Consider the following 25,837-nt stretch of genomic DNA (forward strand, 5'->3'; position numbering starts at 1 on the left):
TGCCCTCGGGCGGGGTCTGGGGGTTGCACCCCCAGAAGACACTGACGCGCGACGTGGTTCGCGCTTTCCGCGAACACACCGCACCCCCGAGCAAGCGTTAGATCGCTCGCTTTTTCAGCTTCCGCCGCTCGCGTTCGGACAGACCACCCCAGATGCCGAAGCGCTCGTCATGCGCCAGGGCGTACTCCAGGCACTCGTCCTTGACCTCGCAGCCGAGGCAGATCCGCTTGGCTTCGCGGGTCGAGCCGCCCTTCTCGGGGAAGAACGCCTCGGGGTCCGTCTGCGCGCACAAGGCGCGCTCCTGCCAATCCTGTTCCTCCTCGGTGGCATCGAAGAGGTCGGTCAGATCCCCCAGCTCCTGCTCAGGGTTCTCGCCCCAACCCACGACGTGCCCCCACTCCCTCTTTTCAGGCCTCGAGTCGGTCCTCGAGCCTTCCGCTTCCAACCGCACGTCCGCCTCCTCGCTCCTACGCACTCCCCAGGCTGGCGGTGGTGAAACGTCATCCGCTGTCCCCTCTCGACAGCGAATGACATCACTGTGATTACACCCGTGTAGTGCGGTCAGGTCAAGCGGAGTAGCGAGTTCGGGGGATACCTCTCGCGCGTTGCGCAAGGGGACACGCCGAAGACTTCACACCGGGCATACGGAAGACTGGTGGAGTGCAGAGATCAGCAGTGCGGCCCAGCCCGGTCTTCATCGGCATCCTCGCGGTCGCCGTCCTCGGCGGAATCCTGGCCGCGTACGGTGATTCACTGAGTCTGACGGGTGACAAGGACCCGCTCTACGTCACCGGTGTCGTACTCCTCGTGGCCGGCGGATGGATCGCTTCGCTGACCCTGCACGAGTTCGGCCACGCCTTCGTGGCCTATCGCGGCGGCGACGCCGGGGTCGCCCAGAAGGGCTACCTCACCCTGGACGTGCGGCGCTACACCGACCCCGTCCTGTCGATCCTGCTCCCGCTGATCTTCCTCCTCATCGGCGGCATCCCGTTGCCCGGCGGCGCGGTGTGGATCAACCGCGGCGCGCTGCGCAACCGCGCAACGTCGTCGTGGGTCTCGCTCGCCGGCCCGCTGTCGAACCTCGGGGTGGGCGCCGCGCTGTGCCTCGTGGTGGCGCTGGTGCCGATGTCGACCGGCCTGTTCTTCGGTCTGTCCTACCTGGCGCTGCTGCAGGTGATGACGTTCCTGATCAACATCCTGCCCATCCCCGGCCTCGACGGCTGGGGCGCGATCGAGCCGTACCTTTCACCGCAGGCGCGGGCGTTCGGCGCACGCGTGCGGCCGTGGGCGCCGCTGGTGCTCTTCGCGTTGTTCTTCGCGTTCCGCCCGCTGTCCGACGCGCTCTGGTACGTCGCGGGCCTGATCTTCGACGCGTTCGGCGGCAGCGGCCTGGCCGCGCAGTTCGGGCAGTCGGCGTTCCTCTTCTGGCGCTGACGGCCGCGGTCCGGCTCAGGGTTCAGGCGGTTGAGCTCAAGAAAAAGAAGCCCAGTGCGAGTTGGCCATCAGCCACCCGTGCGCGCGCTTCCAGATCTGCTTGAGCCCCCAGCGCTCGCCGAGGTAGTCGCCCGCCGCGCCGACCACCGGGATCAGCCCGAGGGCCCGGTGGTAGAAGCGGCCTCGCGGGCGCTTCTCCAGCTCGTCGGTGATCCCCCACAGTGACCGGCCGAGCCGCCACAGTGTCCCGGCGACGGCCTTCACCGTCACCTTGCCGTGGGCGCGTTCGGATTCCGTCAGTTCTTCGGTGAGCTGCGCGGCCGCACTGTCCTCTGCGGACTCGTCGGCCGGCTTGCCCGCGGCGAGCACCGGGTCGAGGTCTCGTTCGAACAGCACCGACGCGATCAGCCGCACCCGGCTGCCGACGTCGGTCACGCCGTACTCCCCCGCGATCGCGCACAGCAGCAGCCCCTGCGACGCGGCACCGAGCGTGTCCTGCACCGGCAGCCGGTCGGCGAGCGCGCCGCCGAGGCCCGGGATCGAGGTGAGCGCCGCCGTGAACCGGCCGACCCGGTTGACCCACCAGCCGCAGCGCTCGTCGATGTCCATGCGGGCCCACGCGGCGGTGCCGGGGACCTTCACCGACGTGAGCGCGCCGAGCACCTTCTCTTTGAAGCCGTCGTCGCCGAACTCCTCGGCCGCCTCGGTCTTGCGGGCCCGCGCCCGCAGGCCGAACGGGTCCGACTCGCGCAGCGCGTCGAGCATCGGCGCGCAGGCCCGGACGAATGGGCGCAGCACCGCCACGACCTGACGGTCCGAAATGGGCTCAGCCACGGAGCTTGCCCTTCGCCGAGGCCGCGCGGCCGAGCCCGCCGCCGAGCACGAGCGCCGCCGGCAGCGCGCTCGCGCCGAGCAGCAGGATCGCCCGCCAGTCCTGAACGAGCACGAGATCGCCGCCGGGTCCGGCCAAGCCGATGACGAACACCACGACCACCCACACCACGAGCGGCACCCACGACAACCCTGGGCGCACGAGCTTCGCGGTCGTCAGCACCAGCCACGGCGTGGTGACCACGCCGACGAGCACCGTCAGCGGCAGCGGCACCTCCCCGAGCGTGCCGACGCGCAGCGGCAGGAAGAACACTTCAATCAGCGCCAGCAGCAGCGCGTCCAGGCACAGCACCACCAGCATCAAGCGCTGATCGAGGCTCAGCGGGGCCGGCACGTCACAGCCCTCCGAACAGGTCGGTGTCCGCGCCGGCCGCGTCGCCGTGGGCGAGCACGAAGTGCTCGGCGGGCGGGATCGGCTGTGCGATGTCGTTGGTGAGGGCGAAGTGCACGATCTCTCCGTCGACGACCGTCAGCTGCGTCTCGTGGGCGCGCAGGGCCGCGATCTTCGCCGGGAGGTGGGCCGAGGTGTCGAGCACGGTCGTGACCTTCTCATCCGCGGTGCCGGGGAGCTCGTCGTCTTCGGGTACCCGGAAGGGTGAGCCGCCATTCGCGCGCAGCCGCGCGAGCCCCGCGTCGACCGCGGCCCGGGAGTGCACCACGTGGAAGACGCGCTCGACCGAGGCCGCGCGCGGTGCCGCCGCCATGGTGACGTCGTGGGCGCGGATGTGGTCGGGGTGGCCATAGCCGCCGAAGGAGTCGTAGGTGACCACGACCTGGGGTGCCACCTCGTCGAGCAGCTCGGCCAGCTGGGCGGCCTGCTCGTCGAGGCTGCCGCCGGCGAACGCGCGCGGGTGCTCGGCCGCCGGCGTGCCCGCCATGCCCGAGTCGCGCCAGCGGCCCATCCCGCCGAGGTACTCGTGGCGCGTCACGCCGAGGGCGGCGCAGGCGGCCGCGAGCTCGCCCGAGCGGTAGCCGCCGAGCTGGTCCGCGGCGTCCGAGGCCAGCAGCGCCAACCGCGGCGGCACGATCTCGCCTTCCTCGCCGAGAGTGCACGTGACCACCGAGACCTCGGCGCCCTCGGCGGCGTACCGGGCGATGGCGCCGCCGGTCGTGATGGTCTCGTCGTCGGGGTGCGCGTGGACGAGCAGGAGCTTTCGGATCACGGCACCAGGTTAATGAACTCCGGCCGCGGGGCCGGGGACCCGCCGTTCCCGATCCCGGAACGTTCCGCGGCAGGGGTTCCGCCCACCCCGCGGGACCGCCCCGGAAAGGGTGGGACACGCCCTCCGGCCCGCACTCCGGTAAACGGTCGCCACCGTTCACGAGATCAGGTTAATTCCTTGTCACTTCCGGTTTGTCACGGCTGTGTGACTAGTCCATTCGCGGGGTCCTCAAAGAGGATGGCGTCGGTTATTGTCCCCCGAGCCGAATGACCCACCGAGCCGTGGCCGTCCCCGGACGAGGACCGCGATGATCGAAGATTAGCTACCGTGAGTAGTCGATCAACCGCAGAACCCGTGGTGGAGATAGGCAAGACGAGATTGCTGTTCCATCACAATCTCACTCAGAGTGTCCGGATCGATAGTTTTGACGGCTGTCCACTGCCTAGGTTGCACGACTACGGTGAGCTAACTCGATTACATCGAAGCTCGCGGTCAGGAAGAGGTCGCCTCGCAAACCCGCGACGGCGTCGAGCAAGGAGAATGAATGTTAGTGACGACAAGGTCGCGCGCCGCGAAGCTCGGTGCCTTCGTCGCGGGTGCGGCCCTTCTGCTCTCCGCGTGTGGCGGTGGCGGCGGCGGCAACAGCGCGGTGCAGACCGGGCAGGCATTCGCCGACTGCGACAAGAACCCGAACAGCTGCAACTCGGTCCAGGCTGACCAGCTGCAGCAGGGCGGCGACGTCACGTACGCCATCGAGAAGAACATCCCGAACTGGAACGTGACCTCGGCCGAGGGCAACGTTTTCGAAACGGGCATGGTCACCAAGGGCATCCTGCCCTACACCTTCTACGCGACGCCGGACCTCAAGCCGGTCCTGAACAAGGACTTCGTGGAGTCCGCGGACGTCACCAGCACCAACCCGCAGGTGGTCGTCTACAAGCTCAACCCGAAGGCGTCCTGGGACGACGGCACGCCGCTGTCGGCCGACGACTTCATCTACAACTGGAAGGTCCAGAACGGCAAGGACTGCCCCGACTGCGCCCCGGCCTCGACCTCCGGTTACGACCAGGTCTCCTCGGTCGTCGGCTCGGACAACGGCAAGACGGTGACCGCCACCTTCTCCAAGCCGTTCACCGACTGGCGCCAGCTGTGGAGCTCTTCGGGCGCGATGTACCCGGCGCACCTGGCCGCCCAGCACGGTGACACCGCCACCCCGGCCGGCCTCGCCTCGTCGTACAAGTGGTTCGGCGACACCGTCCCGACCTGGTCCGGCGGCCCGTTCAAGATCTCGAAGTTCGTGAACAACCAGTCGGTGACCGAGGTTCCGAACGACAAGTACTGGGGCACCAAGCCGCTGCTGTCGAGCGTGATCTTCCGCGTCATCACCGACGCCACGCAGGAGCCGACCGCTCTGCAGAACAACGAGGTCCAGGTCATCTACCCGCAGCCGCAGGTCGACCTCGTGAACCAGGTCAAGAACATGCCGAACATCTCCTCCTACATCGGCCTCGGCCTGACCTGGGAGCACTTCGACTTCAACCTGAAGTCGCCGGGTCTCGACAACAAGGCGCTGCGTCAGGCGATGTTCACGGCGATCAACCGCAAGGACATGATCGCGAAGACGGTCGGCCAGTTCACCAACAAGGTCGAGCCGCTGAACAACCACAACTTCATGCCGCAGCAGTCGGGCTTCAAGGACGTCGTCTCGTCGACCGGCCAGGGCACCGGTGACATCGACAAGGCGAAGAAGCTGCTCACGGACGCCGGTTACAAGCTCAACGGCACGCAGCTGCAGGACCCGTCGGGCAAGAACGTCGGCCCGTACCGCATCCGCTACACCGTCGGCAACCAGATCCGCCAGGACGAGTGCGAGCTGTTCGCCGCGGCTGCCAAGCAGCTGGGCATCACCGTGAACGTCTCGCCGACCGACGACCTCGGTGACACCACCACCAAGGGCGACTACGACATCATCGTGTTCGCCTGGGTGTCCTCGCCGTTCCCGTTCGCGGGCGCCGTCCAGAACTGGGTCACCGGTCAGGGCAGCAACTACGGCAAGTACTCCAACCCGCAGGTCGACAGCCTGATCGCCGAGGCCAACGCCGAGACCGACCAGGCCAAGGCCACGGACCTGCTGAACCAGGCCGACCAGATCATGTCCGACGACGCGTACGTGCTTCCGCTGTACCAGAAGCCGACCTTCATCGCGTCGTCCGACAAGATCGGCAACATCCGCAACAACTCGACGCTCGACGCCCCGGTCTACAACATGGCGGAGTGGGGCCTCCGCAAGTGATCACCACCCGGTAGATTCGCGGGTAGATTCGCGCAGGACAACCGGTGAGGGGCCGGCACACAGCCGGCCCCTCACCGCATGTCCGAACCGTCAAGTCCGCTTCATCCCGAACTCCAGATTTGCCTCTCTCGTCGCCTCGGCCCTGCCACCACAAGCGGCGGGCCACGGCAGAACCACCAGAGCAGGAAGACCTCCATGCTTGCCTTCGCACTGCGCCGGCTCTTCGTCTCGGTGCCGATCCTCATCGTGTCGACGTTCCTCGTCTTCGTGATGGTGTCGCTCTCGGCCAACCCGTTGAGCTATCTGATCCAGAGAAACCCGCCCCCGCCCCCTCAGACGATCGAGCTCGAGCGGATCCGCCTGCACCTCGACCAGCCGATCTTCGAGCGGTACTGGCACTGGATCACCGGGGTCTTCAGCGGTGACTTCGGCCCGTCGGTGCAGTCGAACCTGAACATCGGCCACGAGGTCTTCGTCCGCTTCGGCGTGACCCTGCGCCTGATCGCGCTGGCCATGATCGTGGCCCTGATCCTCGCCGTGGTCATCGGCGTGATCAGCGCGGCCCGCCAGTACTCGAAGTTCGACTACACCGCGACCTTCTTCGGCTTCCTGTTCCTGTCGATGCCCTCGTTCTGGTTCGCCATCGTGCTGAAGCAGATCGGCATCGGGATCAACACCTCCGTGGGCGACCAGATCTTCTACACGATCGGCTCCTCGTCGGTGATCACACCCGACGGGTTCGGGGCACAGCTCGGCGACGTCGCCGGCCACCTGATCCTGCCGACCATCTCGCTCGCGCTGACGAGCTACGCGGCCTGGAGCCGCTTCCAGCGCGCGTCGATGCTCGAGGTCCTCAACTCCGACTACGTGCGCCTCGCCCGTGCGAAGGGGCTGCCCCGCTGGACGGTGACCCGCCGGCACGCGCTGCGCAACGCGCTCATCCCGCTGACGACAGTGACCGCGCTGGACGTCGGCGCGATCCTCGGCGGTGCCGTGGTGACCGAGACCGTGTTCCAATGGCAGGGCGCAGGCACGTTCCTGCTGAACGCCATCCGGCAGAGCGACGTCTACGCCGTGGAGGCGTGGCTGCTCATCGCCGCCACGTTCATCATCCTGCTCAACCTCATCGCCGACCTGCTCTACGGCCTGCTCGACCCGAGGATCCGCTATGCGTGACGAATCGACGACCGAAGAACTACCGACCGGCGCGGACTCCCGCCTCGACGTCGCGACAAAGCCCGACACGGTTCCCGAACGCGAGTTCACGGTCAAGGAGCGCAGCCAGGCTCAGGTTGTCTTCAAGCGCTTCCTGCAGCACCGGCTGGCGATGATCAGCCTCGTCGTGTTCATCCTGATCGTCCTGTTCGCCTACATCGGCCCGCTCGTGTGGAAGTTCACCCCTGGTTACATCTCCGAGGACAACTCCGCGCCGCCGTCGGGCACGCACCCGTTCGGCACCGACGCCGTCGGCCACGACACGCTGGCCCAGGTGATGCGCGGGACGCAGATCTCGCTGCAGATCTCCGTGCTCATCGCGATCTTCGCGACGATCGTCGGCACCATCTGGGGCTCGATCGCCGGGTACTACCGCGGCTGGATCGACACGGTCCTGATGCGCATCGCCGACCTGATCCTCACCCTGCCGCTGCTCGCAGTTGCCGCGGTGCTCGCCCACCAGGTCGGTGGCACGTGGTGGCTGATCGCGGTGGTCATCGCCGGCCTGTACTGGGCCTACGTCTCCCGTGTCGCCCGCGGTGTCGTGCTGTCGCTTCGCGAGAAGGAGTTCGTCGAAGCGTCGAAGGCGCTCGGCGCGAGTGACGCGCGGATCATCTTCCGACACCTGGTGCCCAACGCCCTCGGCGCGATCATCGTGAACCTGACGATCCTGGTGTCGATCGGCATCCTGCTCGAGACCGCGCTGTCGTTCATCGGCTTCGGCGTGCAGCCGCCCGACACGTCACTCGGCCTGCTCGTCAGCACCGCGCAGACGGCTGTCGACACCCGCCCGTGGCTGTTCTACTTCCCGGGCGTGTTCATCATCCTGATCGCGCTGACGATCAACTTCATCGGGGACGGCCTGCGCGACGCGTTCGACCCCCAGCAGACGAAGGTGCGCGCATGACCGAGTACGACACCCGTGGCGGCGACCCCGTCCTCGTGGTGGAGGACCTGACCGTCCAGTTCCCGACCGACGACGGCGTGGTCAACGCCGTGCGCGGCGTGAGCTACCACCTGCAGCGCGGCGAGGTGCTCGGGATCGTCGGCGAGTCCGGCTCCGGCAAGTCCGTGACGTCGATGGCCGTGATGGGTCTCCTGCCGCGCACCGCCAGGATCTCCGGCTCCATCCGCTTCGGCGGCGTCGAGCTGCTGAAGGCCAGCGAGAAAGAGCTCAACAAGGTCCGCGGCAAGGGCATCGCGATGGTCTTCCAGGACCCGATGACCTCGCTGAACCCCGTGTACACCGTGGGCGACCAGATCGCCGAGGCGATCACCGCGCACCACAACGTGCGCAAGGACGTGGCCAAGAAGCAGGCGATCGACCTGCTCGACCTGGTCCGCATCCCGAACCCGAAGCAGCGCGCGGACGAGTACCCGCACCAGCTGTCCGGTGGTATGCGCCAGCGCGTGGTCATCGCAATCGCCATGGCCAACAACCCGGACGTCATCATCGCCGACGAGCCCACCACGGCGCTCGACGTGACCGTGCAGGCCCAGATCCTCGAAGCGCTGCAAGCGGCGCAGAAGGAGACGGGTGCGGCGATGGTGCTGATCACGCACGACCTCGGCGTGATCGCCGGCCAGGCCGACCGCGTGCACGTGATGTACGCCGGCAAGGTGGTCGAGTCCGGCACCGTCGACGAGATCTTCTACACACCGCGGATGCCGTACACGCTGGGCCTGCTGGGCAGCCTGCCCCGCCTCGACGTGAAGACCGAACGGCTCACGCCGATCACCGGCTCGCCGCCGGCCACGCAGAACATGCCGCCGGGCTGCCCGTTCAGTCCGCGGTGCCCGATCTCGCAGGACATCTGCGATAAAGAGGAACCGCCCCTGGTGGCGGGCCCCGGCTCGCAGTTCGCGGCCTGCCACTTCACCGAGCAGGTCATCGGCCGTGACCCGGCCGAGCTGTTCAGCCCCACCTCGGCCGACACGGCAGCCGTCCCGGTCACCGTCGACGCCGCGATCGACACGGAGACGATCTGATGAGCGAGACCACGGCGACCCGGACGCCCGTCCTCTCCGCGCAGAACCTGGTCAAGCACTTCCCGATCCGCGGCGGCGGAGTCATCCGCCGCACGACGGGAGCGGTTCAGGCCGTGTCGGGCGTGTCGTTCGACATCTACCCGCACGAGACGCTCGCGCTCGTCGGCGAGTCGGGCTGCGGCAAGTCGACCACTGCCCGCATCGCGCTGGCCTTGCAGCCGCTGACCGACGGCAAGGTCACCTACGAAGGCCGCGATCTGGCGAAGATGTCGAAGCGCGAGCTGCAGCGCCTGCGCCGCGATATGCAGATCGTGTTCCAGGACCCGTACGCGTCGGTGGACCCGCGGCTGCCGGTGAACGAGATCATCGCCGAACCGCTGCGCATCCACGGCCTCTACGACAACGGCGGCCGCCAGCAGGTCCGTGACCTGATGAAGACCGTAGGCCTGCGCCCGGAGCACGGCAACCGCTTCCCGCACGAGTTCTCCGGCGGCCAGCGCCAGCGCATCGGCATCGCCCGCGCGCTCGCGCTCAAGCCGAAGGTGCTGGTGCTCGACGAGCCGGTGTCGGCGCTCGACGTGTCGATCCAGGCCGGTGTGCTCAACCTGTTGAAGGACCTGCAGGCAGAGTTCGGGCTGTCGTACCTGTTCGTGTCCCACGACCTGTCCGTCGTGCGCCACGTGTCCGATCGCATCGCGGTGATGTACCTCGGCAAGATCGTGGAGACCGCGGCCTCCGAGGACCTCTTCACCAGCCCGACGCACCCGTACACCCAGGCGCTGATCTCGGCGATCCCGGTGCCGGACCCGCGCAAGGAACGCACCCGCCAGCGCATCGTCATCACCGGCGACGTGCCCAGCCCGGCCAATCCGCCCTCGGGCTGCCGTTTCCGCACCCGCTGCCCGAAGTTCGCCAACGAGATCGACGACGCGGGCCGCAAGAAGTGCAGCACCGAAGAGCCGCTGCTGGTCGACCACGGCCAGGGCCACCCGACGGCGTGCCACTTCGCGGAGAGCCTGCAGTTGATCTGAGCCCGTCTTGACGAGAAACGCCCCGGTGCCGCTTGCGCGCGCCGGGGCGTTTTCGTTGTGAGGCAAAGGAGAAACCCGTGATCACGGACCCCACGCTCACCCGGATCGGCGAGGCGGTGCGGCTCGGTCACAGCGGCGACCGGGAAGGCGCGCGCCGGGGTGTTCGGCGAGATCTGGGCCGAAATCGGTGGTGTGCAAGGGGATCCGCTGCACCGGTGCACGCTCGCGCACTCGATGGCCGACGTCCAGGACGACGTCCGGCAGGAACTGCTCTGGGACGAGCGCGCGCTGGCGGCCGCCGGGCAGCTGACCGACGCCCGCATGGCGGAGGCCGGACTGACGCTGTCTGCGGCCGGGTTGTCTCCGTCGTTGCACCTCAACTTGGCCGAATGCCACCGCAAGCTCGGCGACCTCGACCGAGCCCGTGAGCACCTGCGCGAAGCGCAAGCGACGATCAGCGCGCTCGGCGACGACGAGTACGGGCAGCTGATCCGGCAAGGCCTCCAGCAGATCGCGGACCGGCTGCGCTGACCGGCGGCCGCCAGCGTGCTCAGCTCGTGCCGCGCGTCCAGTTCACCGCGGAGCCGAAGGGCCCCAGCATCGGCGGCCCCGGCGTCAGGCCCGAGATGCCCTTGCCGATGGCCAGGGTCTCGGCTTCCTGGAAGAGCGGGATCACCACGTTGGCCGACCAGAGATCGGGTTCCAGCGTCTTCAGCGCGTCTGCCAGCGTCGTCGAGCCGGTGAGGGCCGAGTCGATCGAGGCCTGGCGGCTTTCGTCGCACAGGCCGGCCGAGTTGGCGGGCACGATGGCCTTGGTCGGGTCCGGCGTGGCCTGGTCGGGGGCGCAGCCGAAGGTGGACGCGAGCACCGTGGCCGGGTCTCCGCCGACGGGCTGCCCGACCACGGCGATGTCGACGCCGACGTTGCCGTTGGCGTCGGGGCCGGCCTGCTGCTGGCCGTTGAGCACGGGCATGGCGAGCAGCGTCGAGAACAGGTCACGCGGCTCGGGGTTGATGGTGTTGACCTGCACGCCGCCCGCGATGAGCTCGTCCGAGAGCTCCTTCGCGATCGACGCGTAGGGCTCCTCTTCGCCCGGCGACGCGATGACCAGCGACAACGTCTTGGTGCCCTTGCGCCACACGCCGGCTTCCTTGGTGTAGCCGGCGGCCTTGAAGTAGCCCTCGGCCTTCGCCAAGTCCGGTGTGGCGGGCGGGCCGGCCGGGATCGTGGGCGCGTAGCCGGCGCCGGTGGGCGGGATGACCTGCGCGTCGGCCTTCAGCGCGGCGGCGGGGCCGCCCATGGCCCCCGCCGTGATGAGCTTGCCGCGGTCGAGCAGGGCCGCGACGCCCTGGCGTACCTGCTTGTCCGACAGCACCGCGCTCACGGGCCGCAGCAGGACGGTGGCCTCCATGGGCCGCGGCAGCGTCGTGAGCTTCACGGCGGAGCCGAGGTCGTTGAGCAGCTGCAGGCCGTTGGCGTCGGTGCGGGTGAGGGAGAACTGGTCGTTGCCGCTGCGCAGCGCGGTCGCGATGCCCGACGGGTCGGAGCGGCGCAGGATCAGCGTGTCGACGGCCGCGGGCTTGTCCCAATAGCGGTCGTTGCGCTGCAGCGTCACCTCGCCGCGGGCGGTGTCGATGGTCTTGATCGCGAACGGTCCCGCCACGGCCGGGAAGCTCGTCGCCAGCGCGGCCTGCCAGCCGCCCGGTGAGTCCTTGAGCAGGTGCTGCGGGAGCAGGTTGTCGAACAGCGTCTGCCAGGCCGGGTACGGCTTGCTGAAGGTGACCTCGACGCCCTTGCCACCGTCGCGCGACTCGATGTCGCTGATGAGCCGATAGCCGGCAGGCTCGATCACGCCGGGCTGCGACTTCATGGCGTCGGCGAGGTAGGTGAAGTCCTCGGTGGCGATCGGCGCGCCGTCGGACCAGGAGGCCTCGGGGCGGATCTCGTACTTCACCGTGAACGGCATCTGCGACACGACCTCGGCCGAGGTCATCAGCGTCTTGTCGAGCGTGCGCTTGCCGTCGTCGGACTGGCGGAACACCGAGGGCAGCAGCAGCTGCGACAGCGCCGAGGTGACCGTGGACGAGTCCGCGAGCGTGTGGGGGTTGTAGCCGCCCACCACGTCGTCGACGCCCACCACGATCTGCGACGCCGTGGGCTGCGCCGGGGTGCTCGACGTCGGCGCCGAGGTCACCACCGGAGGCGGTGGCGTGTTCGAGCACGCGGCGAGGAGCGCCCCCGCGAGCGCCAGCACCGGCGCCGCCTTGCGTCCCATCCGCACGCGTACCCTCCCGATTTCCCGCGGTCCGAGCCGACATGCTGCCACGCCGGAGGCTGCTCGGCACCGAGATTCCCACATCCGGCCGGACCGGCCGACACCGGAGTGGATACCGCCAACCGGTGGACGTGCGGGAACCCCGCCTGGTTCCCGTTCGTGATCAGCGGCGCGGCATCGTGACCGGCGCGCGACCCGCCCGTGAACGCCGAAGGGCGCCCCGCCCCGGCGAGGGGAGAGGCGCCCTTCGAGAAAAACCGTCAGCCGTTTTCGCGGCTCTTGGCGCGCGAACGCTCCTTGGCCCGGGTGCCGATGTCCAGCGTGACCTTGCGGACGCGGACGACCTCCGGCGCGACCTCGACGCACTCGTCGACCGAGCAGAACTCCAGGGCCTCTTCCAGGCCCATCTTGCGCGGGCGGGCCAGCGTCTCCATCACGTCGGCGGAGGACTGACGCATGTTGGTCAGCTTCTTCTCCTTGGTGATGTTGATGTCGAGGTCCTCGAAGCGCGGGTTCTCGCCCACGACCATGCCCTCGTACACCTCGGCGCCCGGCTCGACGAAGAAGGTGCCGCGGTCGGCCAGCTGGATCATCGCGTACGCGGTGACGGGGCCTGTGCGGTCGGCGACCAACGAGCCGCTGTGGCGGGTGCGGATCTCACCCGCCCACGGGAAGTAACCCTCGAACACGTGGTTCGCGATGCCGGTGCCGCGGGTCTCTGTGAGGAAGTCGGTGCGGAAGCCGATGAGGCCACGCGCCGGCAGCACGTACTCGAGCTTCAGGCGGCCGGAACCGTGCCCGCCCATGTGCTCCATGCGGCCCTTGCGCGAGGCCAGGAGCTGCGTGATCGCGCCGAGGTGCTCTTCCGGCGAGTCGATCGACAGGCGCTCGAACGGCTCGTGCAGCTTGCCGTCGATGACGCGGGTGACCACCTGCGGCTTGCCGACGGTGAGCTCGAAGCCCTCGCGCCGCATCTGCTCGACGAGGATGGCCAGCGCCAGCTCGCCACGACCCTGCACCTCCCAGGTGTCGGGGCGCTCGGTCGGCAGCACGCGGATCGAGACGTTACCGATCAGCTCCTGGTCAAGACGCGCCTTGACCAGGCGCGCGGTGACCTTGTCGCCGCCGTTGCGCCCCGCCAGCGGCGAGGTGTTCACGCCGATGGTCATCGAGATCGCGGGCTCGTCGACGGTGATCCGGGGCAGCGCCACCGGGGTCTCGGCGTCGGCCAGCGTGTCGCCGATCGTGATGTCGGGGATACCCGCGATGGCCACGAGCTCGCCGGCGCTGGCCTCGAGGGCGGGCACGCGGGTGAGCGCCTCGGTGACGAGCAGCTCGGAGATACGCACGTTCTGCACCGAGCCGTCCTCACGCATCCAGGCCACGGTCTGGCCCTTGCGCAGCTTGCCGGCGTGGATGCGGATCAGCGCGATGCGGCCGAGGAAGTTGGACGCGTCGAGGTTGGTGACCAGCGCCTGCAGCGGCGCGTCGAGGTCGGCCGCGGGCGGCGGCACGTGCTGGAGCAGCGTGTCGAACAGCGGGTCGAGGTTCTCGCTGTCGGGGACCTCACCGTCGGCGGGCTGCTCGAGGCCGGCCTTGCCGGCGCGCGCGGAGGCGTAGACGACGGGCAGGTCGAGGATCGCGTCGTGGTCGGCGTCCTCGATGTCGCTCGCGAGCTCGAGCAGCAGGTCGTGGGTCTCCTCGACGACCTCGGAGATGCGGGCGTCCGGGCGGTCGGTCTTGTTCACGACCAGGATCACCGGCAGGCCGGCCTCGAGGGTCTTGCGGAGCACGAAGCGGGTCTGCGGCAGCGGGCCCTCACTCGCGTCGACGAGCAGCACCACGCCGTCGACCATCGCCAGGCCGCGCTCGACCTCGCCGCCGAAGTCGGCGTGGCCCGGGGTGTCGATCACGTTGATCGTGACCTGGCCGTCGGGCGTTTGGCGGTGGATGGAGGTGTTCTTCGCGAGGATGGTGATGCCCTTTTCGCGTTCGAGCTCACCGGAGTCCATGACGCGGTCGACGAGCTCGGCGCGTTCGGCGAAGGCGCCGGACTGCCTGAGCATGGCGTCGACCAGGGTCGTCTTGCCGTGGTCGACGTGTGCGACGATGGCGACGTTGCGCAGGTCGGGCCGGGTCTTGCCGGACGCGCGGCCGGTTTCGACTGCGGTGGCGCTGGCTGCGGGCACGCGAAGACTCCTGAACTACGAAGGCGGGTGGGTGGCCGCGTCGCGGGCGGAGCGGTGACCTCTGCCAAAACGGCTTCGCCACCTCAACCGGCATCGTGACCGGCTTTGGCCACACGCGGACTTCATAAGGATACCTGTTGCCGAAGTGTGAGGACCGCCACGCCCCATGATCGGTTAGGCTCACCTAACCTGAACCTCAGGAAGTGCCGCCGAGGACGTGGGAGCCCACCGTGGGCAAAAAGGACAAGAAGCAGCCGGACACCCCTGCTGGGGTCGTCCGCAAGCTGATGAAGGCCGGCAAGGTGAAGAAGAAGTGCTGCCGGTCGTCCTCGAGGTGCAAGAAGTGTCCGGTGCTCGCGTTGAAGAAGGCGAAAACGGACCTCGCGAAAGCGGCTTGAGCGCCACTTTCGCAGCGGCAAGTGTTCCGAGAGGCTTCACCCGCCGTTCGCGGCCCGGCTTCTCCCCGCGACGGCCCGTTCGCCCCGGTTCAGAGTGACCGAAATCTCCTGCCGCCGAACACCCTGATCAGTGCGCCACGGCCTCGTTGACCAGGCGCAACTCGGGTGCCGTCTTCGTCGGTGAGAACTCGATCACCTCGTAGTGCGCGAGGTGCTGCGTCGCGAAGGGGTCCGTGGCCAGGATGGCGTCGAGCTTCCCGCGAGCCATCGGGCGCGTGATGATGACGCCGCCCGTGCGCGGGTTTTGGCGGCCGGAGGCCAGGAAATGACCGTGGTCGTACTGCTTGCCGAGCCACTCGGCGTGGTCCGGCAGCGCCAGGTCGATCTCCTCGATGGGCGCGGTGTAGGTGAGCAAGACGACGAACATGTCTCGACGGTAAACCCGGTTCCGCGCCACGGCACCCGCAAGTGTTCTAAGGTGTTCACCATGTTCGCGCACAGCACCCAGTGGTGGCCGCCCTCCGGCGGCCCCGTTGCTCTGCGCTGAACTCCAGCGAAGGCCGCCCCGGTGGGCGGCCTTCTCGCTTGTCAGGCGGGTCTCCTCCCGGGGCACACACCCAGGAGAGGAACCCCAGTGGTCCAGTTATCCGGCATCACCCCGTCCGGCCACGTGCACCTCGGCAACCACCTAGGCGCGTTGCGCCGCTTCGCGTCCGACAGCGAGCCGGACGACCTGTTCTTCGTCTCCGATCTGCACGCGATGACCACCGCGCACAACCCCGCGAAGCTGCGCGCCCTGGCGACGGAGCAGCTGGCCGTGATGGTGGCGACAGGCGTGGACCCCGAGCGTGTGTTCGTGCAGTCCGACATCGCGAAGGAGCTGGGCGCGCTGACGTGGATCCTCGAGTGCACCTGCTCCTACGGCGAGGCCGCGCGGATGATCCAGTTCAAGGAGAAGGCGAAAGGCCAGGCCGGCGTCCGGCTGAGCCTGCTCACCTACCCCGTGCTGATGGCCGCGGACATCCTGCTGCAAGGCGCGTCCGACGTGCCGGTCGGCGAGGACCAGAGCCAGCACGTGGAGCTCGCCCGCGCGCTGGCCAAGCGGTTCAACTCGACCTACGGCGAGGTGTTCACCGTGCCGCGGGCCGTGCTGCCGCCCACAGGTGCGCGCGTGAAGGACCTGGCCGAGCCGACGCGCAAGATGTCCAAGTCCGCGCACGACGCCGCGGGCGTGGTCTTCGTGCTCGACGAGCCGGACCCGGTGCGCCGCAAGATCCGTCGCGCACGCACCGACGGCGGGTCCGTGCCGGCGTACGCGCCGGAAAGCCGGCCGGGCATCGCGAACCTGCTGGACATCCTCGCCGCCTGCACCGGCCGCGATCCGAACCGGCTGGCCGACGAGTACCCGTCCTACGGTGTGCTCAAGGACGCCGTCGCCGACGCCGTGATCGAAGAGCTGCGCCCGGTTCGTGAACGCACGATGGCCCTGCTCGCCGACACGGCGGAGCTCGAACGCGTCCGCAAGGCGGGCGCCATCCGCGCCGCCGAACGCGGCGACCACCGGCTGTCCTCGGCGCTTCGCCTCATCGGCGCCGGCTGAAGAGCTCGGGCGGGTTTTCCTTGACTCCCAAGGGAAACCCGCCCCCGGCCGTGGGTGAAAGTCAGCCGATCAGCAGCGCGCGCAACGCCGGGATCAGCCCGCGATCCGCCGGCAGCCAGTCGACGTCGTCGAGCTCGTCCGGCCCGACCCAGCGCAAGGCCGTGTGCTCGACCGCCCGCGGTTCGTCGCCCGGGGAGATCAGCGCGGCGGAGTACACGCGCAGCACCTTCCCGCCCGGCAACGGCACCTCGTCGCCGACGCGCCCGCCCACCGTGACGGCGACGTCGAGCTCCTCCTGGCACTCGCGAGCCAGCGCGTACGAGTCGGTCTCACCTTCTTCGACGCGCCCGCCCGGCAACTCCCACTGTCCCGCGTGGTGCGGCGGCCACGCCCGCTGCTGGGTGAGCAACTTCCCGTCACGCACCAGCGCCGCCCCGACGATGACCCCGTCCATCGGCCCAGTGTCCCGCACGGCGTTCACCCGGTTGCCGCGGCCCGATCCGCACGCCACCTGACCTCGAAGCGCGCACCGCCGTCCGGCGACTCCCCCACGCGCACGCGCCCGCCCCGCCGGCGCACGGCCTCGGCGACCATCGCCAGGCCCAGGCCGGTTCCGCCGGACGAGCGGGCGCGGTCGTCGGCCACGCGGTAGAAGCGGTCGAACACCTTGGCGCGGTGCTCGGGCGCGATGCCGGGCCCGTCGTCGTCCACCACCACGCGCACGTCCGACCGCGAGGCGAGCACGGACACCACGATCTGGCCGGTGGCGTAGCGGCAGGCGTTGCGCAGGAGGTTGTCGAGCACCAGCTCCACCTCCGAGTGCGTCGCGAGCGCCCACGCCTGCGCGACGGCGGCGCTCACCCGCGCCTCGGGCGCGCCGGCCGGCAGCCGGTGCACGGCCGCCCGCACCTCCGTGACCAGCTCCACCGGCTCGGCGGGCGGCACCTCGCCGGCGTCGGAACGGGCCAGCGACAGCAGGCCGTCGAGCAGGGCCGACAGGCGTTCGGCCTCGGCGAGGATGTCCGTGAGCGTCTCCTGTGCCAGCTCCGGATCCGGGTTCGTCACGGCCACCTCGGCCTGCACGCGGATCGACGCGACGGGCGAACGCAGCTCGTGCGCCGCGTCGCCGGTGAAGCGGCGAAGCCGGCTACTCACTTCTTCTTGTCGGGCGAGCAACGCGTTGAACTCCTCGGCGAGCGCGCGCAGCTCGTCGTGCGAAGTCGGCAGCGGCAGCCGCGAACCCGGCGGTAACGAACGCACCAGGCCACGCATCCGGGCCACCGGCCGCAGCGCGAAGCGCACCAGCAGCCAGGTCGCGAGCCCCGCCACCACGGCGCCGACCAGCGCGACGATCACCAGCCACAACCCACCGGAGTGCACGGCCGCGGCGAACCCGACGAGGCCCGCGCCCGCGACGACCAGCCGCTGGCTGCCGTCCGGCCCGCTCACGACCTGGCCTCGCCAGCGGTCGCCGTCCGTCTGCACGGGCACGCCCGCCTTGAGCTGCCCGATCGCGTCGCCGCTCAACGGTGGCCGCGGCTGACCGTCGACCGGCGCGCCCGAGATGTCCAGCACCCGCACCGAAACCGGGTCCGCGCCCGCCGGCGGCCGGCCCGCCGCGACCGAGGCCGACGCGGGTCCGAGCGCGGCCGTGAGCTCGTGGTCCACGGAGTCGACGAGCAGCGGTTCGAGCCGGCTGGCGGCGAGCGTGGCGAGTCCGAGCAGGCAGGCCAGCGTGATCGTGGTGGCCAGCACCGTGATCCGGACCTGCAGCGAACGGCCCCGCCACCAGGACGGTGTGCCGATCACATGACCTCGTCCAGCTGCGCGTCGGACGCGAGGTAGCCGTGGCCGCGCACGGTCCGCAGCAGCGCGCCGGCGCCGACCGCGTCGAGCTTGCGCCGCACGTAACCGACGTAGACCTCGACGAGGTTGCGCGTCACGGCTTGCTCCTCGCCCCAGACCGCGCGCAGCAGCTCGTCCTTCGTGACGACCGTGCCGGCGCGGCTCACGAGCACCTCCAGCAGCCCGAACTCCCGCGGCGACAGCGGCACTTCGGTGCCGTCCCAGCGCACCTGCCGCAACGCGCGGTCCACCTCAAGCGAGCCGAGCCGCAGCGTGCCGCGCGAAGCGTCGGGCCCGGCGCGCCGCAGCACCGCGCGCACCTGCGCGACCAGCACGACGAACGAGAACGGCTTCACGAGGTAACCGTCGGCACCGAGGTCGAGCCCGTCGGCCTGGTCGATCTCGCCGTCCTTGGCGGACACGAGCAGTACCGGCGTCGTCACGTTCTCCGCGCGCAGCTGCTGCAGCACGCGGTAGCCCGACAGGCCGGGCAGCATGATGTCGAGCAGCACGACGTCGAACGCGCCGGTGCGCGCCAGCCGCAGCCCGGACGGCCCGTCGGCCGCCGTGACCACGTCCATGTCCTCCGCTCGCAGGCCGCGTTGCAGCGCCTTGAGCACGCCCGGCTCGTCGTCGACCACCAGCACCCGAGGTTTCACGAACTTCATCATGGCCGGTTTGCGCAGGTCGTGCGCGAGCTCTCAGCGCGATCTCAGCCGCGGAGGCCGAGCATTCAGGGGTATCTCAGCCTCGAGAGGGAAGCGTCGGTTCCGGGAGCCGAGCACACTGGGGCTCGGAAACACAGGGAGAGACGACATGGATCCGAAGAAGAAGGCCATCACCGCGGCCGTCGTCGGCACCGCTCTGGGGGTCGGGGGGCTCGTGGTGGTCGCGATGCCGGCTTCGGCCGGAGACGCGCCGAAGCTGCCGGCGATCAGCGCCGAGGACCTGGTGCAGTCGGTGATGACGGCCGACCCCGGTCCGTTCGACGGCACCGTCAGCGTGAGCAACGACCTCGGCCTGCCGGCCGTGGGCGGCGCGATCCCGGGGATGAGCGCGCTGAACGTCGACTCCGCGCACGTGTTCAGCGACGGCACCGGCAAGGCCAAGATCTCGCTGACCAACGGCGCTTCGCAGGAGACGATCGTCCGCGACGGCACCACCGTGTGGGACTACCACTCCAGCAACAACTCGGCCACGAAGACGACCATCCCGGCCGACGTCGCCACCCAGCACGACATGGGCGCGGGCGAGCTGGCCGACCCGGCCACGGCGACCAAGGAACTGCTGGCCAAGGTGCGTGAGAACAGCACCGTCTCCGTGGACGGCACGGCGAACGTCGCCGACCGGCCGGCCTACGAGCTGGTCTTCACCCCGAAGCCGACCGAACGCACGCTGCTGCGCGAAATCCGCGTGGCCGTGGACTCGCAGACGCGCATGCCGCTGCGGCTTTCCGTGCTGAGCAACGGAACCACGGCGCCGGCGCTGCAGGTGGCGTTCACCGACGTGAAGTTCGCGCCGCAGTCGGCCGACCTGTTCACCTTCACGCCGCCGCAGGGCGCCAAGGTCACGGAGAAGACCGCGAAGGTCGACGACCAGACCAAGGCGCTGGCCGACGAGGCCAAGCAGGACACCAAGCTCGTCGGTGACGGCTGGGACACCGTGATCACGGGCAAGGTGCCGGCCGATGCGCTGTCCGGCAAGAAGCCGGCCGGCGCCTCCGGGGCCGAGGGCCGAAACGCCGACCCGCAGCAGCTGCTCAGCCGCTTCGCCAAGCGCGTGAACGGCACCTGGGGCAGCGGCTACCTGTTCACCACCAAGGTCGGCGGCGCGGTGCTGACCGACGACGGGCGGTTCGCCGCCGGTGCGGTGCCGGAGCAGGTGCTGTACGAGGCGCTGGGCCAGAAGTGACCGACACGACCAGTGCGCTGGTAGCCGGGGCGGGCATCTCCCAGGAGGTGTCCGCCCCGGCGGTCCCGCTCGCCGCGCGCACGCGCGGGCTGCGCAAGGTCTACCGCGGCACGGTCGCGGTGGACCACGTCGACCTCGACGTGCCCGAAGGGGCCGTGCTCGGGATGCTCGGCCCCAACGGCTCGGGCAAGACGACCACGATCCGCATGCTGCTGGGCCTCGTGCGGCCCACCGAGGGCGAGGTCGAGCTGCTCGGCCGGCCGATGCCCGACGGCGCGCCGCACGCGCTGCCCGACGTCGGCGCGCTCGTGGAGGGCCCGGGCTTCCACCCGTTCCTCTCCGGGCGCGACAACCTGCTGCGCTTCGCGGCCGCCGAGCCGCGGCTGGCGTCGGGGGCGATCCCCGCGGCCGTGGACGGGGCGCTGGAACGCGTGGGCCTCACGGTCGCCGCGCGCCGCCGCTACAAGGGCTATTCGCTCGGCATGAAGCAACGGCTGGGGCTCGCCGCGGCGCTGCTCGTGCCGCGCCGGATGGTGATCCTCGACGAGCCGACCAACGGCCTCGACCCCGCCGGCACGCGCGAGATCCGCCGCATCATCAGCGAGCTGCACGCCGACGGCTGCACCGTGCTCGTGTCTTCGCACCTGCTCGCCGAGGTGGAGGCGACGTGCACCCACGTCGCCGTGCTGCAGTCGGGCACGGTCGTGGCTCAGGGCGAGCTGGCGGAGCTGCTGGAGTCGGGCAACGCGGCGCTGCTCGTGCGCACGCCCGACGCGGAACACGCGGTGGAAGTGTTGCGGGAGAACCGGATCGGGGCGCGGCTCACGCCCGACGGCGTCCGCGCGGACCTCACCGCCACGCCCGCGCCGCGGGTGCTGCAGGTGCTCGTGGGCGCCGGCGTCGAGGTGCACGAGGCGACTCGCGCGCGAACCGGGCTGGAGGACCTGTTCGCGCGGCTCACCGAAGGCTCTGACGGGTCGGTCGGCTCCGAATCCGAGGGGGAAGCATGACCACCGCGACGCTCACGGCGCCCGTGAGCCGCACGGGCCACGACACGGTGCCGCTGCCGCGCCTCGTCGCGGCCGAGCTGCGCTGGATCTTCCGGCGCCCGCGCACGCTGGCCGTGCTCGGGCTGCTGGCCGTGGTGCCGATCGTGATCGGCATCGGCCTCACGCTCGTCGGCGACAGCGGGCCCGACGGCGGCCCGGCCGACGGCGACGCGGCACTGCTCGCGTCGGCCGTGAACAACGCGTTGGTGCTGCCCATCGCCGCGCTGACGATGACGCTGGCCCTGCTGCTGCCGCTGGCCTCGGCCATGGCCGGCGCCGACGCGCTCGCCGGCGAAGCCGCCCACGGCACGTTGCGCGCATGGCTCGTCGCGCCCGTCAGCCGCGGCCGGCTGCTGGTGGTGAAGGCCATCGGCGTGGCGGTCGTGTGCGTGGTCGCGGTGCTGGCCATGTGCGTCACGGGCGTGGTGACGGGGCTGATCATCAACGGCACCGGATCGCTGTTCACGCTGTCGGGCACGACGTTGTCGCTCGGGGCGGCGCTGGGCCGGATCCTGCTCGTGGCGGGCTGGATCGTGCTGCAGCTGTGGGCCGTCGGCGCGGTCGCGCTGGCCGTGTCGAGCTGGACGGAACACCCGATGCTCGTGGTCGCCTCGGTGCTGGCCGGCGACATCGTGTTCACGATCCTCGGGTTCCTGACTTCGCTCGACTGGCTGCACCCGTTCCTGCTCACGCGCAACTGGAGTGAGGCCCCGACCGAAGTGCTGACCGACCCGATCTCGGGCTCGATGCTCACCGAAGGTGCGTTGCGGGCGGCTTGTTACATCATCGTGGGGCTGTCGCTGGCTTACGGCCGGCTCGCCACTCGAGACGGCTGAGTTCGAGGGGTTTCAGCCGACGATCGCGATCCCGTCCGGGTCCAGTGCGAGCCGGACGGGATCGCCCGCACGCAAGTCGGCCGTGACGGGGGCGACGGCATCCACGGTGTCCTTTTCGGACAGTCGCACGACCAGCCTGAGGTGCTCCCGGCGGTGCACCGCGGCCGTCACCTCGCCGGTCACTCCGGTTTCGGCCACCCGCAACGCATGTGGCCGCAAACCGAGCCGCACCGGACCGTCTTCGGGCTCCGGGAGCACGACGTCACCGAGATCGGTGTGCACGACCCCGCCCGCGGCCACCCCGTCGACGAACGACGTGGCGCCGAGGAACTTCGCGACGTCGTCGTCGGCCGGGTTGCGCCACACCGACCGCACGGCGCCCTCTTGCCGGATCTCGCCGGCGTCGAGCACGGCCACGCGGTCGGCGAGCGTGAACGCCTCTTCTTGATCATGTGTGACCAGCAGCGCGGTGATTTTGCTGCGCCGCAACAGGTCCGCGAGGTCGATGGCCAGCTGCTCACGCAGCCCCGCGTCGAGGCCGGAGAGCGGTTCGTCGAGCAGCAGCAGCCGCGGTTCGGGCGCGAGGGCGCGGGCCAGGGCCACGCGCTGGGCCTGGCCGCCCGACAGCTCGGTGACGCGCCGACGCTCGAATCCCTTGAGCCCCACCAGTTCCAGCAGCTCTTCGACGCGCGCTCGGTGTTTCGCTTTGGGGATCCCGTGCATGCGCAGGCCGAACGCGATGTTCGCGGCGACGTCGCGGTGCGGGAAGAGCTGGCCGTCCTGGAACACCAGCCCGAACCCGCGCCGGTGCACGGGCACGGTGGCGAGGTCGGTGCCGTCCCAGCTCACGGAACCGGACGTCATGGGCTCGAGGCCGGTGATGGCGCGCAGCAGCGTCGACTTGCCGGAACCGGACGGGCCGAGCAGGGCCAGCACCTCGCCGTCGGTGATGTCGAGGCGCGCGTCGCGCACCGCGGCGAACGAGCCGTAGTGGACCGTGAGATCCCGCACTGTGAGCGCCATCTAGAACTCCCCCACCGTGCCGTGCCCGCGAACCGAGCCGAACCGGTCGATCAGCGCGACGGCCGCCACCGTCACGATCATGAGCAGCGCGCACGCGGCGTACGCCATCTGGTTGTTGAGCTCGCCCGGGCGCGAGATGAGCGTCGCGACGGCCACGGGCAACGTCGGCGCGTCGGGCCGGGCGAGGAAGCTCGTGGCGCCGAACTCGCCGAGCGCCACCACGTAGCCGAACCCGGCAGCCGCGACGAGCGAACGCGCGGTGAGCGGCAGGTCGATCTCACGCCACACGCGCGCCGGGCTAGCCCCGAGCGTCGACGCGGCCTGGCGCAGCCGCACGTCGACGGCGCGCAGCACCGGCAGGATCATCCGCACGACCAGCGGGATGATCACCAGCGCCTGCGCGAGCGGAACGAGCAGCGGTGACGTGCGCAGGTCGCCGGGCAGCGCGTCGAGCGTCACGAGGTAACCGAAGCCGACCGTCACGGCGGAGACGCCGAGCGGCAGCATGAGGGCGGCGTCCATCGTCTCGCCCATGCCGCGGGCGAGGCGGCCGGGTGCGCGGCGCAGGGCGACGAGCACCACGCTGGCCAGCACGCCGACGGTCATCGCGAGCAGCGTCGCGTCGGTGGCCGCGGCGAGCGAGTTCTTGGCGGCGACCCAGCCGCTGACCTGCAGCGCGTCGTCCGTGCCGGTGCCGGCGAGCGCGCGGAACCCGGCGAGGCTCCACCCGTCCGGTGTGGACACCGACTCCACCAGCAGCGCGGCGATCGGCGTCATCAGCAGCGCGATCACGACCGTGGCGGCACCGACCGTCCACCATTCGCCTTTTCTCGGCCGCCGGGGAGCGGACTGCTTGAGCTTCACGGCGTTCTCGCGGCGCTTTCGGGCGATCGCGCCGAGTGCGAGCGCGGCGAGGACGGCGGCGAACTGGATGAGCGACAGCGCAGCCGCTCCGGAGAGGTCCAGCAGGTCGACCGTGCGCAGGTAGATCTCGGTCTCGAGCGTGCGGTAGCGGCCGCCGCCGAGGATGAGCACCACGCCGAAACTGGTGGCGCAGAACAGGAACACGACCGCCGCGGCCGACGCGACGGCCGGACCGAGCGCGGGCAACGTCACCGTGCGGAAGGCCCGCCACGGCGAGGCACCCAACGCGCGGGCGGCCTCCGTCGCCCGCGGGTCGAGGTAGCTCCACAGCCCGGCGACGGTCCGGGCGACCACGGCGACGTTGAAAAACGCGTTGGCCAGGACCAGCGGCAACACGCCACCGTCGGGCCACAACGCGCGGAACGCGAGCCCGACGACCACCGTCGGCAGCACGAACGGCACCAGCACCAGCGTGCGCGCCAGCCCGACGCCCGGCAGCTTCACACGCGCGAGCACGTACGCCACCGGCAGCCCCGCGACCACGGCGACGACCGTCGAAGCGGCGGCGCTGACCAGCGTGAACGCGGCGAGCTGCCAAGTCTGCGCGTCGGCCAAGACCGTGTCGACGCCGCCCGCCGAGAAGCCACGGCCGAGGATCGCGACGACCGGCCAGGCGAAAAACACGACCAGGAACGCGACGGGCAGCAGGCCGAGCAGCGCCAGGCCCGCCGTGCGCGCGGTCTGCGCCTGCGTTACGCGCCCATGAGCGAGCGCCATTCACCGATCCACTTCTCACGGCCGGCCTGGATCTGGTCGGCGGGCAGAGTCGCGGGGTCCTGCGGCAGCGGCGCGGCCGCGGCCCAGCCGGCGGGCAGGTCGACGCCCTCGCGGGCCGGGTAGACGTACATGTTGGCCGCGACCGTCGACTGGAACTGCTGCGAGAGCAGGAAGTCGACCACCTTCTGGGCCTGCGGTACCTGCTTGGTGTTCGCGAGGACGCCGGCGTACTCGATCTGGCGGAAGCACGTGTCGAGCAGGGCCTTGGTGCGCGGCTTGCCGTCGTCGCCGATCTCGGCGGCCGGCGAGGACGCGTACGAGACCACGATCGGGCGCGGGCCCTTGCCCGAGGAACCGGAGAAGTCCTTCGTGTAGGCCTCTTCCCAGCCGCTGTCGACCTTGACGCCGTTGGCCTTGAGCTTGGCCCAGTAGTCGTGCCAGCCCTGCTCGCCGTACTTCGCCACGGTGCCCAGCAGGAACGCCAGCCCGGGCGACGCTGTGGCGGGGCTCTCGGCGACGGTGAGGTCCTTGTACTTCGGGTCGGCGAGGTCGTCGTACGTCTTGGGTTCCGGCAGGTGCTTGCTCGCGAAGTACGCGGGGTCGATGTTGACGCAGACGTCGCCGACATCAACGGCACTCAGGCGGTGCTGTGGGTCCACCGAGTACCGCTGCGGCCCGCGGTCGGCCTCGGGGCTCGTGTACGCCTGGAAGACGCCTTCGTTCAGTGCTCGCGAGGCGAACGTGTTGTCCACGCCGAACGCGACGTCGCCGATCGGGTTCGCCTTGGTGAGCACCAGCTTGTTGGTGAGCTCCCCCGCGTCGCCCGACTTGAGGATCTTGAGCTTGATGCCGGACTGGCGCTGGAACGCGTCGAGCACGTCCTGCGGCGCGACGAACGAGTCGTGGGTGACGAGCGTGACCGTCGGGGTCTGCTGGGCGTCGCCGCCCGAGCTGCCGCCGGACAGCGAGCAGGCACTCGCCAGTGCCGTGACCGTGGCCAGGCCCAGCACCGTGCGTGCGGTCCGCGGAATCATCTGCCCTCCTGCACTTCGCC

At 70.1% G+C, this 25,837-nt stretch carries 25 protein-coding genes; 12 read left to right on the forward strand and 13 right to left on the reverse strand.

The genetic code is table 11. The annotated features are described in order from the left end of the window. Positions 1 to 97: 97 nt before the first annotated feature. A complete protein-coding gene (locus tag K1T34_RS10330; protein WP_220247102.1) occupies positions 98 to 355 on the reverse strand; it encodes a WhiB family transcriptional regulator in 258 nt (85 codons plus the stop codon). A gap of 320 nt (positions 356 to 675) precedes the next feature. On the opposite strand from K1T34_RS10330, the gene K1T34_RS10335 reads away from it, so the two are divergent. Continuing rightward, a complete protein-coding gene (locus tag K1T34_RS10335) occupies positions 676 to 1,434 on the forward strand; it encodes a site-2 protease family protein (RefSeq protein ID WP_220247103.1) in 759 nt (252 codons plus the stop codon). A gap of 36 nt (positions 1,435 to 1,470) precedes the next feature. On the opposite strand, the gene K1T34_RS10340 is transcribed toward K1T34_RS10335, so the two are convergent. From K1T34_RS10340 to mshB, 3 genes are read right to left on the reverse strand one after another with little or no spacing between them, the layout of a single operon-like run. Then, on the reverse strand, positions 1,471 to 2,268 hold the full coding sequence (locus tag K1T34_RS10340; RefSeq protein WP_220244055.1) for a hypothetical protein: 798 nt from the start codon (positions 2,266 to 2,268) through the stop codon (positions 1,471 to 1,473). After that, on the reverse strand, positions 2,261 to 2,626 hold the full coding sequence (locus K1T34_RS10345; protein WP_220247104.1) for a hypothetical protein: 366 nt from the start codon (positions 2,624 to 2,626) through the stop codon (positions 2,261 to 2,263). Before K1T34_RS10345 ends, K1T34_RS10340 begins: the two co-directional genes overlap by 8 nt. A 34-nt stretch (positions 2,627 to 2,660) precedes the next feature. Further along, a complete protein-coding gene (gene mshB / locus K1T34_RS10350; protein WP_220244056.1) occupies positions 2,661 to 3,488 on the reverse strand; it encodes an N-acetyl-1-D-myo-inositol-2-amino-2-deoxy-alpha-D-glucopyranoside deacetylase in 828 nt (275 codons plus the stop codon). 544 nt (positions 3,489 to 4,032) lie between these two features. On the opposite strand from mshB, the gene K1T34_RS10355 reads away from it, so the two are divergent. From K1T34_RS10355 to K1T34_RS10380, 6 genes are all read left to right on the forward strand, one after another. After that, entirely contained in the window at positions 4,033 to 5,781 is a 1,749-nt protein-coding gene (locus K1T34_RS10355) for an ABC transporter family substrate-binding protein (RefSeq protein WP_220244057.1), read from the forward strand. Between the two features lie 195 nt (positions 5,782 to 5,976). After that, positions 5,977 to 6,957 (forward strand): ABC transporter permease, encoded by a 981-nt coding sequence (locus tag K1T34_RS10360; protein ID WP_220244058.1) that lies wholly within the window; start codon positions 5,977 to 5,979, stop codon positions 6,955 to 6,957. Further along, positions 6,950 to 7,903, forward strand: a complete 954-nt coding sequence (locus tag K1T34_RS10365) for an ABC transporter permease (protein ID WP_220244059.1) — start codon at positions 6,950 to 6,952, stop codon at positions 7,901 to 7,903. Before K1T34_RS10360 ends, K1T34_RS10365 begins: the two co-directional genes overlap by 8 nt. Then, positions 7,900 to 8,985, forward strand: coding sequence for an ABC transporter ATP-binding protein (locus K1T34_RS10370; RefSeq protein WP_220244060.1), 1,086 nt, complete (start codon positions 7,900 to 7,902; stop codon positions 8,983 to 8,985). The genes K1T34_RS10365 and K1T34_RS10370 overlap by 4 nt, the downstream gene beginning before the upstream one ends. Next, positions 8,985 to 10,016 (forward strand): ABC transporter ATP-binding protein, encoded by a 1,032-nt coding sequence (locus tag K1T34_RS10375; RefSeq protein WP_220244061.1) that lies wholly within the window; start codon positions 8,985 to 8,987, stop codon positions 10,014 to 10,016. The genes K1T34_RS10370 and K1T34_RS10375 overlap by 1 nt, the downstream gene beginning before the upstream one ends. Positions 10,017 to 10,175: 159 nt before the next feature. Then, positions 10,176 to 10,547: a tetratricopeptide repeat protein gene (locus K1T34_RS10380; RefSeq protein WP_255638435.1), complete on the forward strand. Its 372-nt coding sequence runs from the start codon at positions 10,176 to 10,178 to the stop codon at positions 10,545 to 10,547. A 19-nt stretch (positions 10,548 to 10,566) separates the two neighbouring features. Here the strand turns inward: K1T34_RS10380 and K1T34_RS10385 are convergent, their stop codons facing one another. Continuing rightward, complete coding sequence (locus K1T34_RS10385; protein WP_220247105.1) at positions 10,567 to 12,291, reverse strand: ABC transporter family substrate-binding protein; 1,725 nt, start codon at positions 12,289 to 12,291, stop codon at positions 10,567 to 10,569. A 260-nt stretch (positions 12,292 to 12,551) separates the two neighbouring features. Beyond that, complete coding sequence (gene typA, locus K1T34_RS10390; protein WP_220244062.1) at positions 12,552 to 14,480, reverse strand: translational GTPase TypA; 1,929 nt, start codon at positions 14,478 to 14,480, stop codon at positions 12,552 to 12,554. 230 nt (positions 14,481 to 14,710) lie between these two features. Here typA and K1T34_RS10395 point away from each other — a divergent pair, with 230 nt between their 5' ends. Next, positions 14,711 to 14,878 carry a hypothetical protein gene (locus tag K1T34_RS10395; protein ID WP_220247896.1) on the forward strand — a complete coding sequence of 56 codons (168 nt, stop codon included), beginning with the start codon at positions 14,711 to 14,713 and terminating at the stop codon, positions 14,876 to 14,878. Between the two features lie 127 nt (positions 14,879 to 15,005). Here the strand turns inward: K1T34_RS10395 and K1T34_RS10400 are convergent, their stop codons facing one another. Then, positions 15,006 to 15,305: a YciI family protein gene (locus tag K1T34_RS10400; protein WP_220244063.1), complete on the reverse strand. Its 300-nt coding sequence runs from the start codon at positions 15,303 to 15,305 to the stop codon at positions 15,006 to 15,008. A gap of 207 nt (positions 15,306 to 15,512) precedes the next feature. Between K1T34_RS10400 and trpS the strand changes: the two genes are divergently transcribed. Then, positions 15,513 to 16,478, forward strand: coding sequence for a tryptophan--tRNA ligase (gene trpS, locus K1T34_RS10405; RefSeq protein WP_220244064.1), 966 nt, complete (start codon positions 15,513 to 15,515; stop codon positions 16,476 to 16,478). A gap of 61 nt (positions 16,479 to 16,539) precedes the next feature. Here trpS and K1T34_RS10410 read toward each other — a convergent pair whose 3' ends face one another. The 3 genes from K1T34_RS10410 to K1T34_RS10420 are packed head-to-tail and all read right to left on the reverse strand — an operon-like array spanning position 16,540 to position 18,994. After that, the gene (locus tag K1T34_RS10410; protein WP_220244065.1) at positions 16,540 to 16,932 is read right to left on the reverse strand and encodes a (deoxy)nucleoside triphosphate pyrophosphohydrolase; all 393 of its coding nucleotides are present in this window, start codon (positions 16,930 to 16,932) and stop codon (positions 16,540 to 16,542) included. A 23-nt stretch (positions 16,933 to 16,955) separates the two neighbouring features. After that, positions 16,956 to 18,287, reverse strand: coding sequence for a cell wall metabolism sensor histidine kinase WalK (locus tag K1T34_RS10415; RefSeq protein WP_220244066.1), 1,332 nt, complete (start codon positions 18,285 to 18,287; stop codon positions 16,956 to 16,958). Beyond that, positions 18,284 to 18,994, reverse strand: a complete 711-nt coding sequence (locus K1T34_RS10420) for a response regulator transcription factor (RefSeq protein ID WP_220244067.1) — start codon at positions 18,992 to 18,994, stop codon at positions 18,284 to 18,286. Before K1T34_RS10420 ends, K1T34_RS10415 begins: the two co-directional genes overlap by 4 nt. Before the next feature lie 145 nt (positions 18,995 to 19,139). Here K1T34_RS10420 and K1T34_RS10425 point away from each other — a divergent pair, with 145 nt between their 5' ends. The 3 genes from K1T34_RS10425 to K1T34_RS10435 are packed head-to-tail and all read left to right on the forward strand — an operon-like array spanning position 19,140 to position 22,119. Beyond that, the gene (locus K1T34_RS10425; protein ID WP_220244068.1) at positions 19,140 to 20,234 is read left to right on the forward strand and encodes a sigma-E factor regulatory protein RseB domain-containing protein; all 1,095 of its coding nucleotides are present in this window, start codon (positions 19,140 to 19,142) and stop codon (positions 20,232 to 20,234) included. Beyond that, positions 20,231 to 21,244: an ABC transporter ATP-binding protein gene (locus K1T34_RS10430; RefSeq protein WP_220244069.1), complete on the forward strand. Its 1,014-nt coding sequence runs from the start codon at positions 20,231 to 20,233 to the stop codon at positions 21,242 to 21,244. Before K1T34_RS10425 ends, K1T34_RS10430 begins: the two co-directional genes overlap by 4 nt. Then, positions 21,241 to 22,119, forward strand: coding sequence for an ABC transporter permease (locus tag K1T34_RS10435; RefSeq protein ID WP_220244070.1), 879 nt, complete (start codon positions 21,241 to 21,243; stop codon positions 22,117 to 22,119). Before K1T34_RS10430 ends, K1T34_RS10435 begins: the two co-directional genes overlap by 4 nt. A 12-nt stretch (positions 22,120 to 22,131) precedes the next feature. Here the strand turns inward: K1T34_RS10435 and K1T34_RS10440 are convergent, their stop codons facing one another. From K1T34_RS10440 to K1T34_RS10450, 3 genes are read right to left on the reverse strand one after another with little or no spacing between them, the layout of a single operon-like run. Beyond that, positions 22,132 to 23,142: an ABC transporter ATP-binding protein gene (locus tag K1T34_RS10440; protein ID WP_220244071.1), complete on the reverse strand. Its 1,011-nt coding sequence runs from the start codon at positions 23,140 to 23,142 to the stop codon at positions 22,132 to 22,134. Continuing rightward, complete coding sequence (locus K1T34_RS10445) at positions 23,143 to 24,783, reverse strand: iron ABC transporter permease (protein ID WP_220244072.1); 1,641 nt, start codon at positions 24,781 to 24,783, stop codon at positions 23,143 to 23,145. Further along, entirely contained in the window at positions 24,759 to 25,817 is a 1,059-nt protein-coding gene (locus K1T34_RS10450) for a thiamine ABC transporter substrate binding subunit (protein ID WP_220244073.1), read from the reverse strand. The genes K1T34_RS10445 and K1T34_RS10450 overlap by 25 nt, the downstream gene beginning before the upstream one ends. Between the last annotated feature and the right edge of the window lie 20 nt (positions 25,818 to 25,837).

Source organism: Amycolatopsis sp. DSM 110486 (assembly GCF_019468465.1).
Lineage (GTDB): Bacteria > Actinomycetota > Actinomycetes > Mycobacteriales > Pseudonocardiaceae > Amycolatopsis.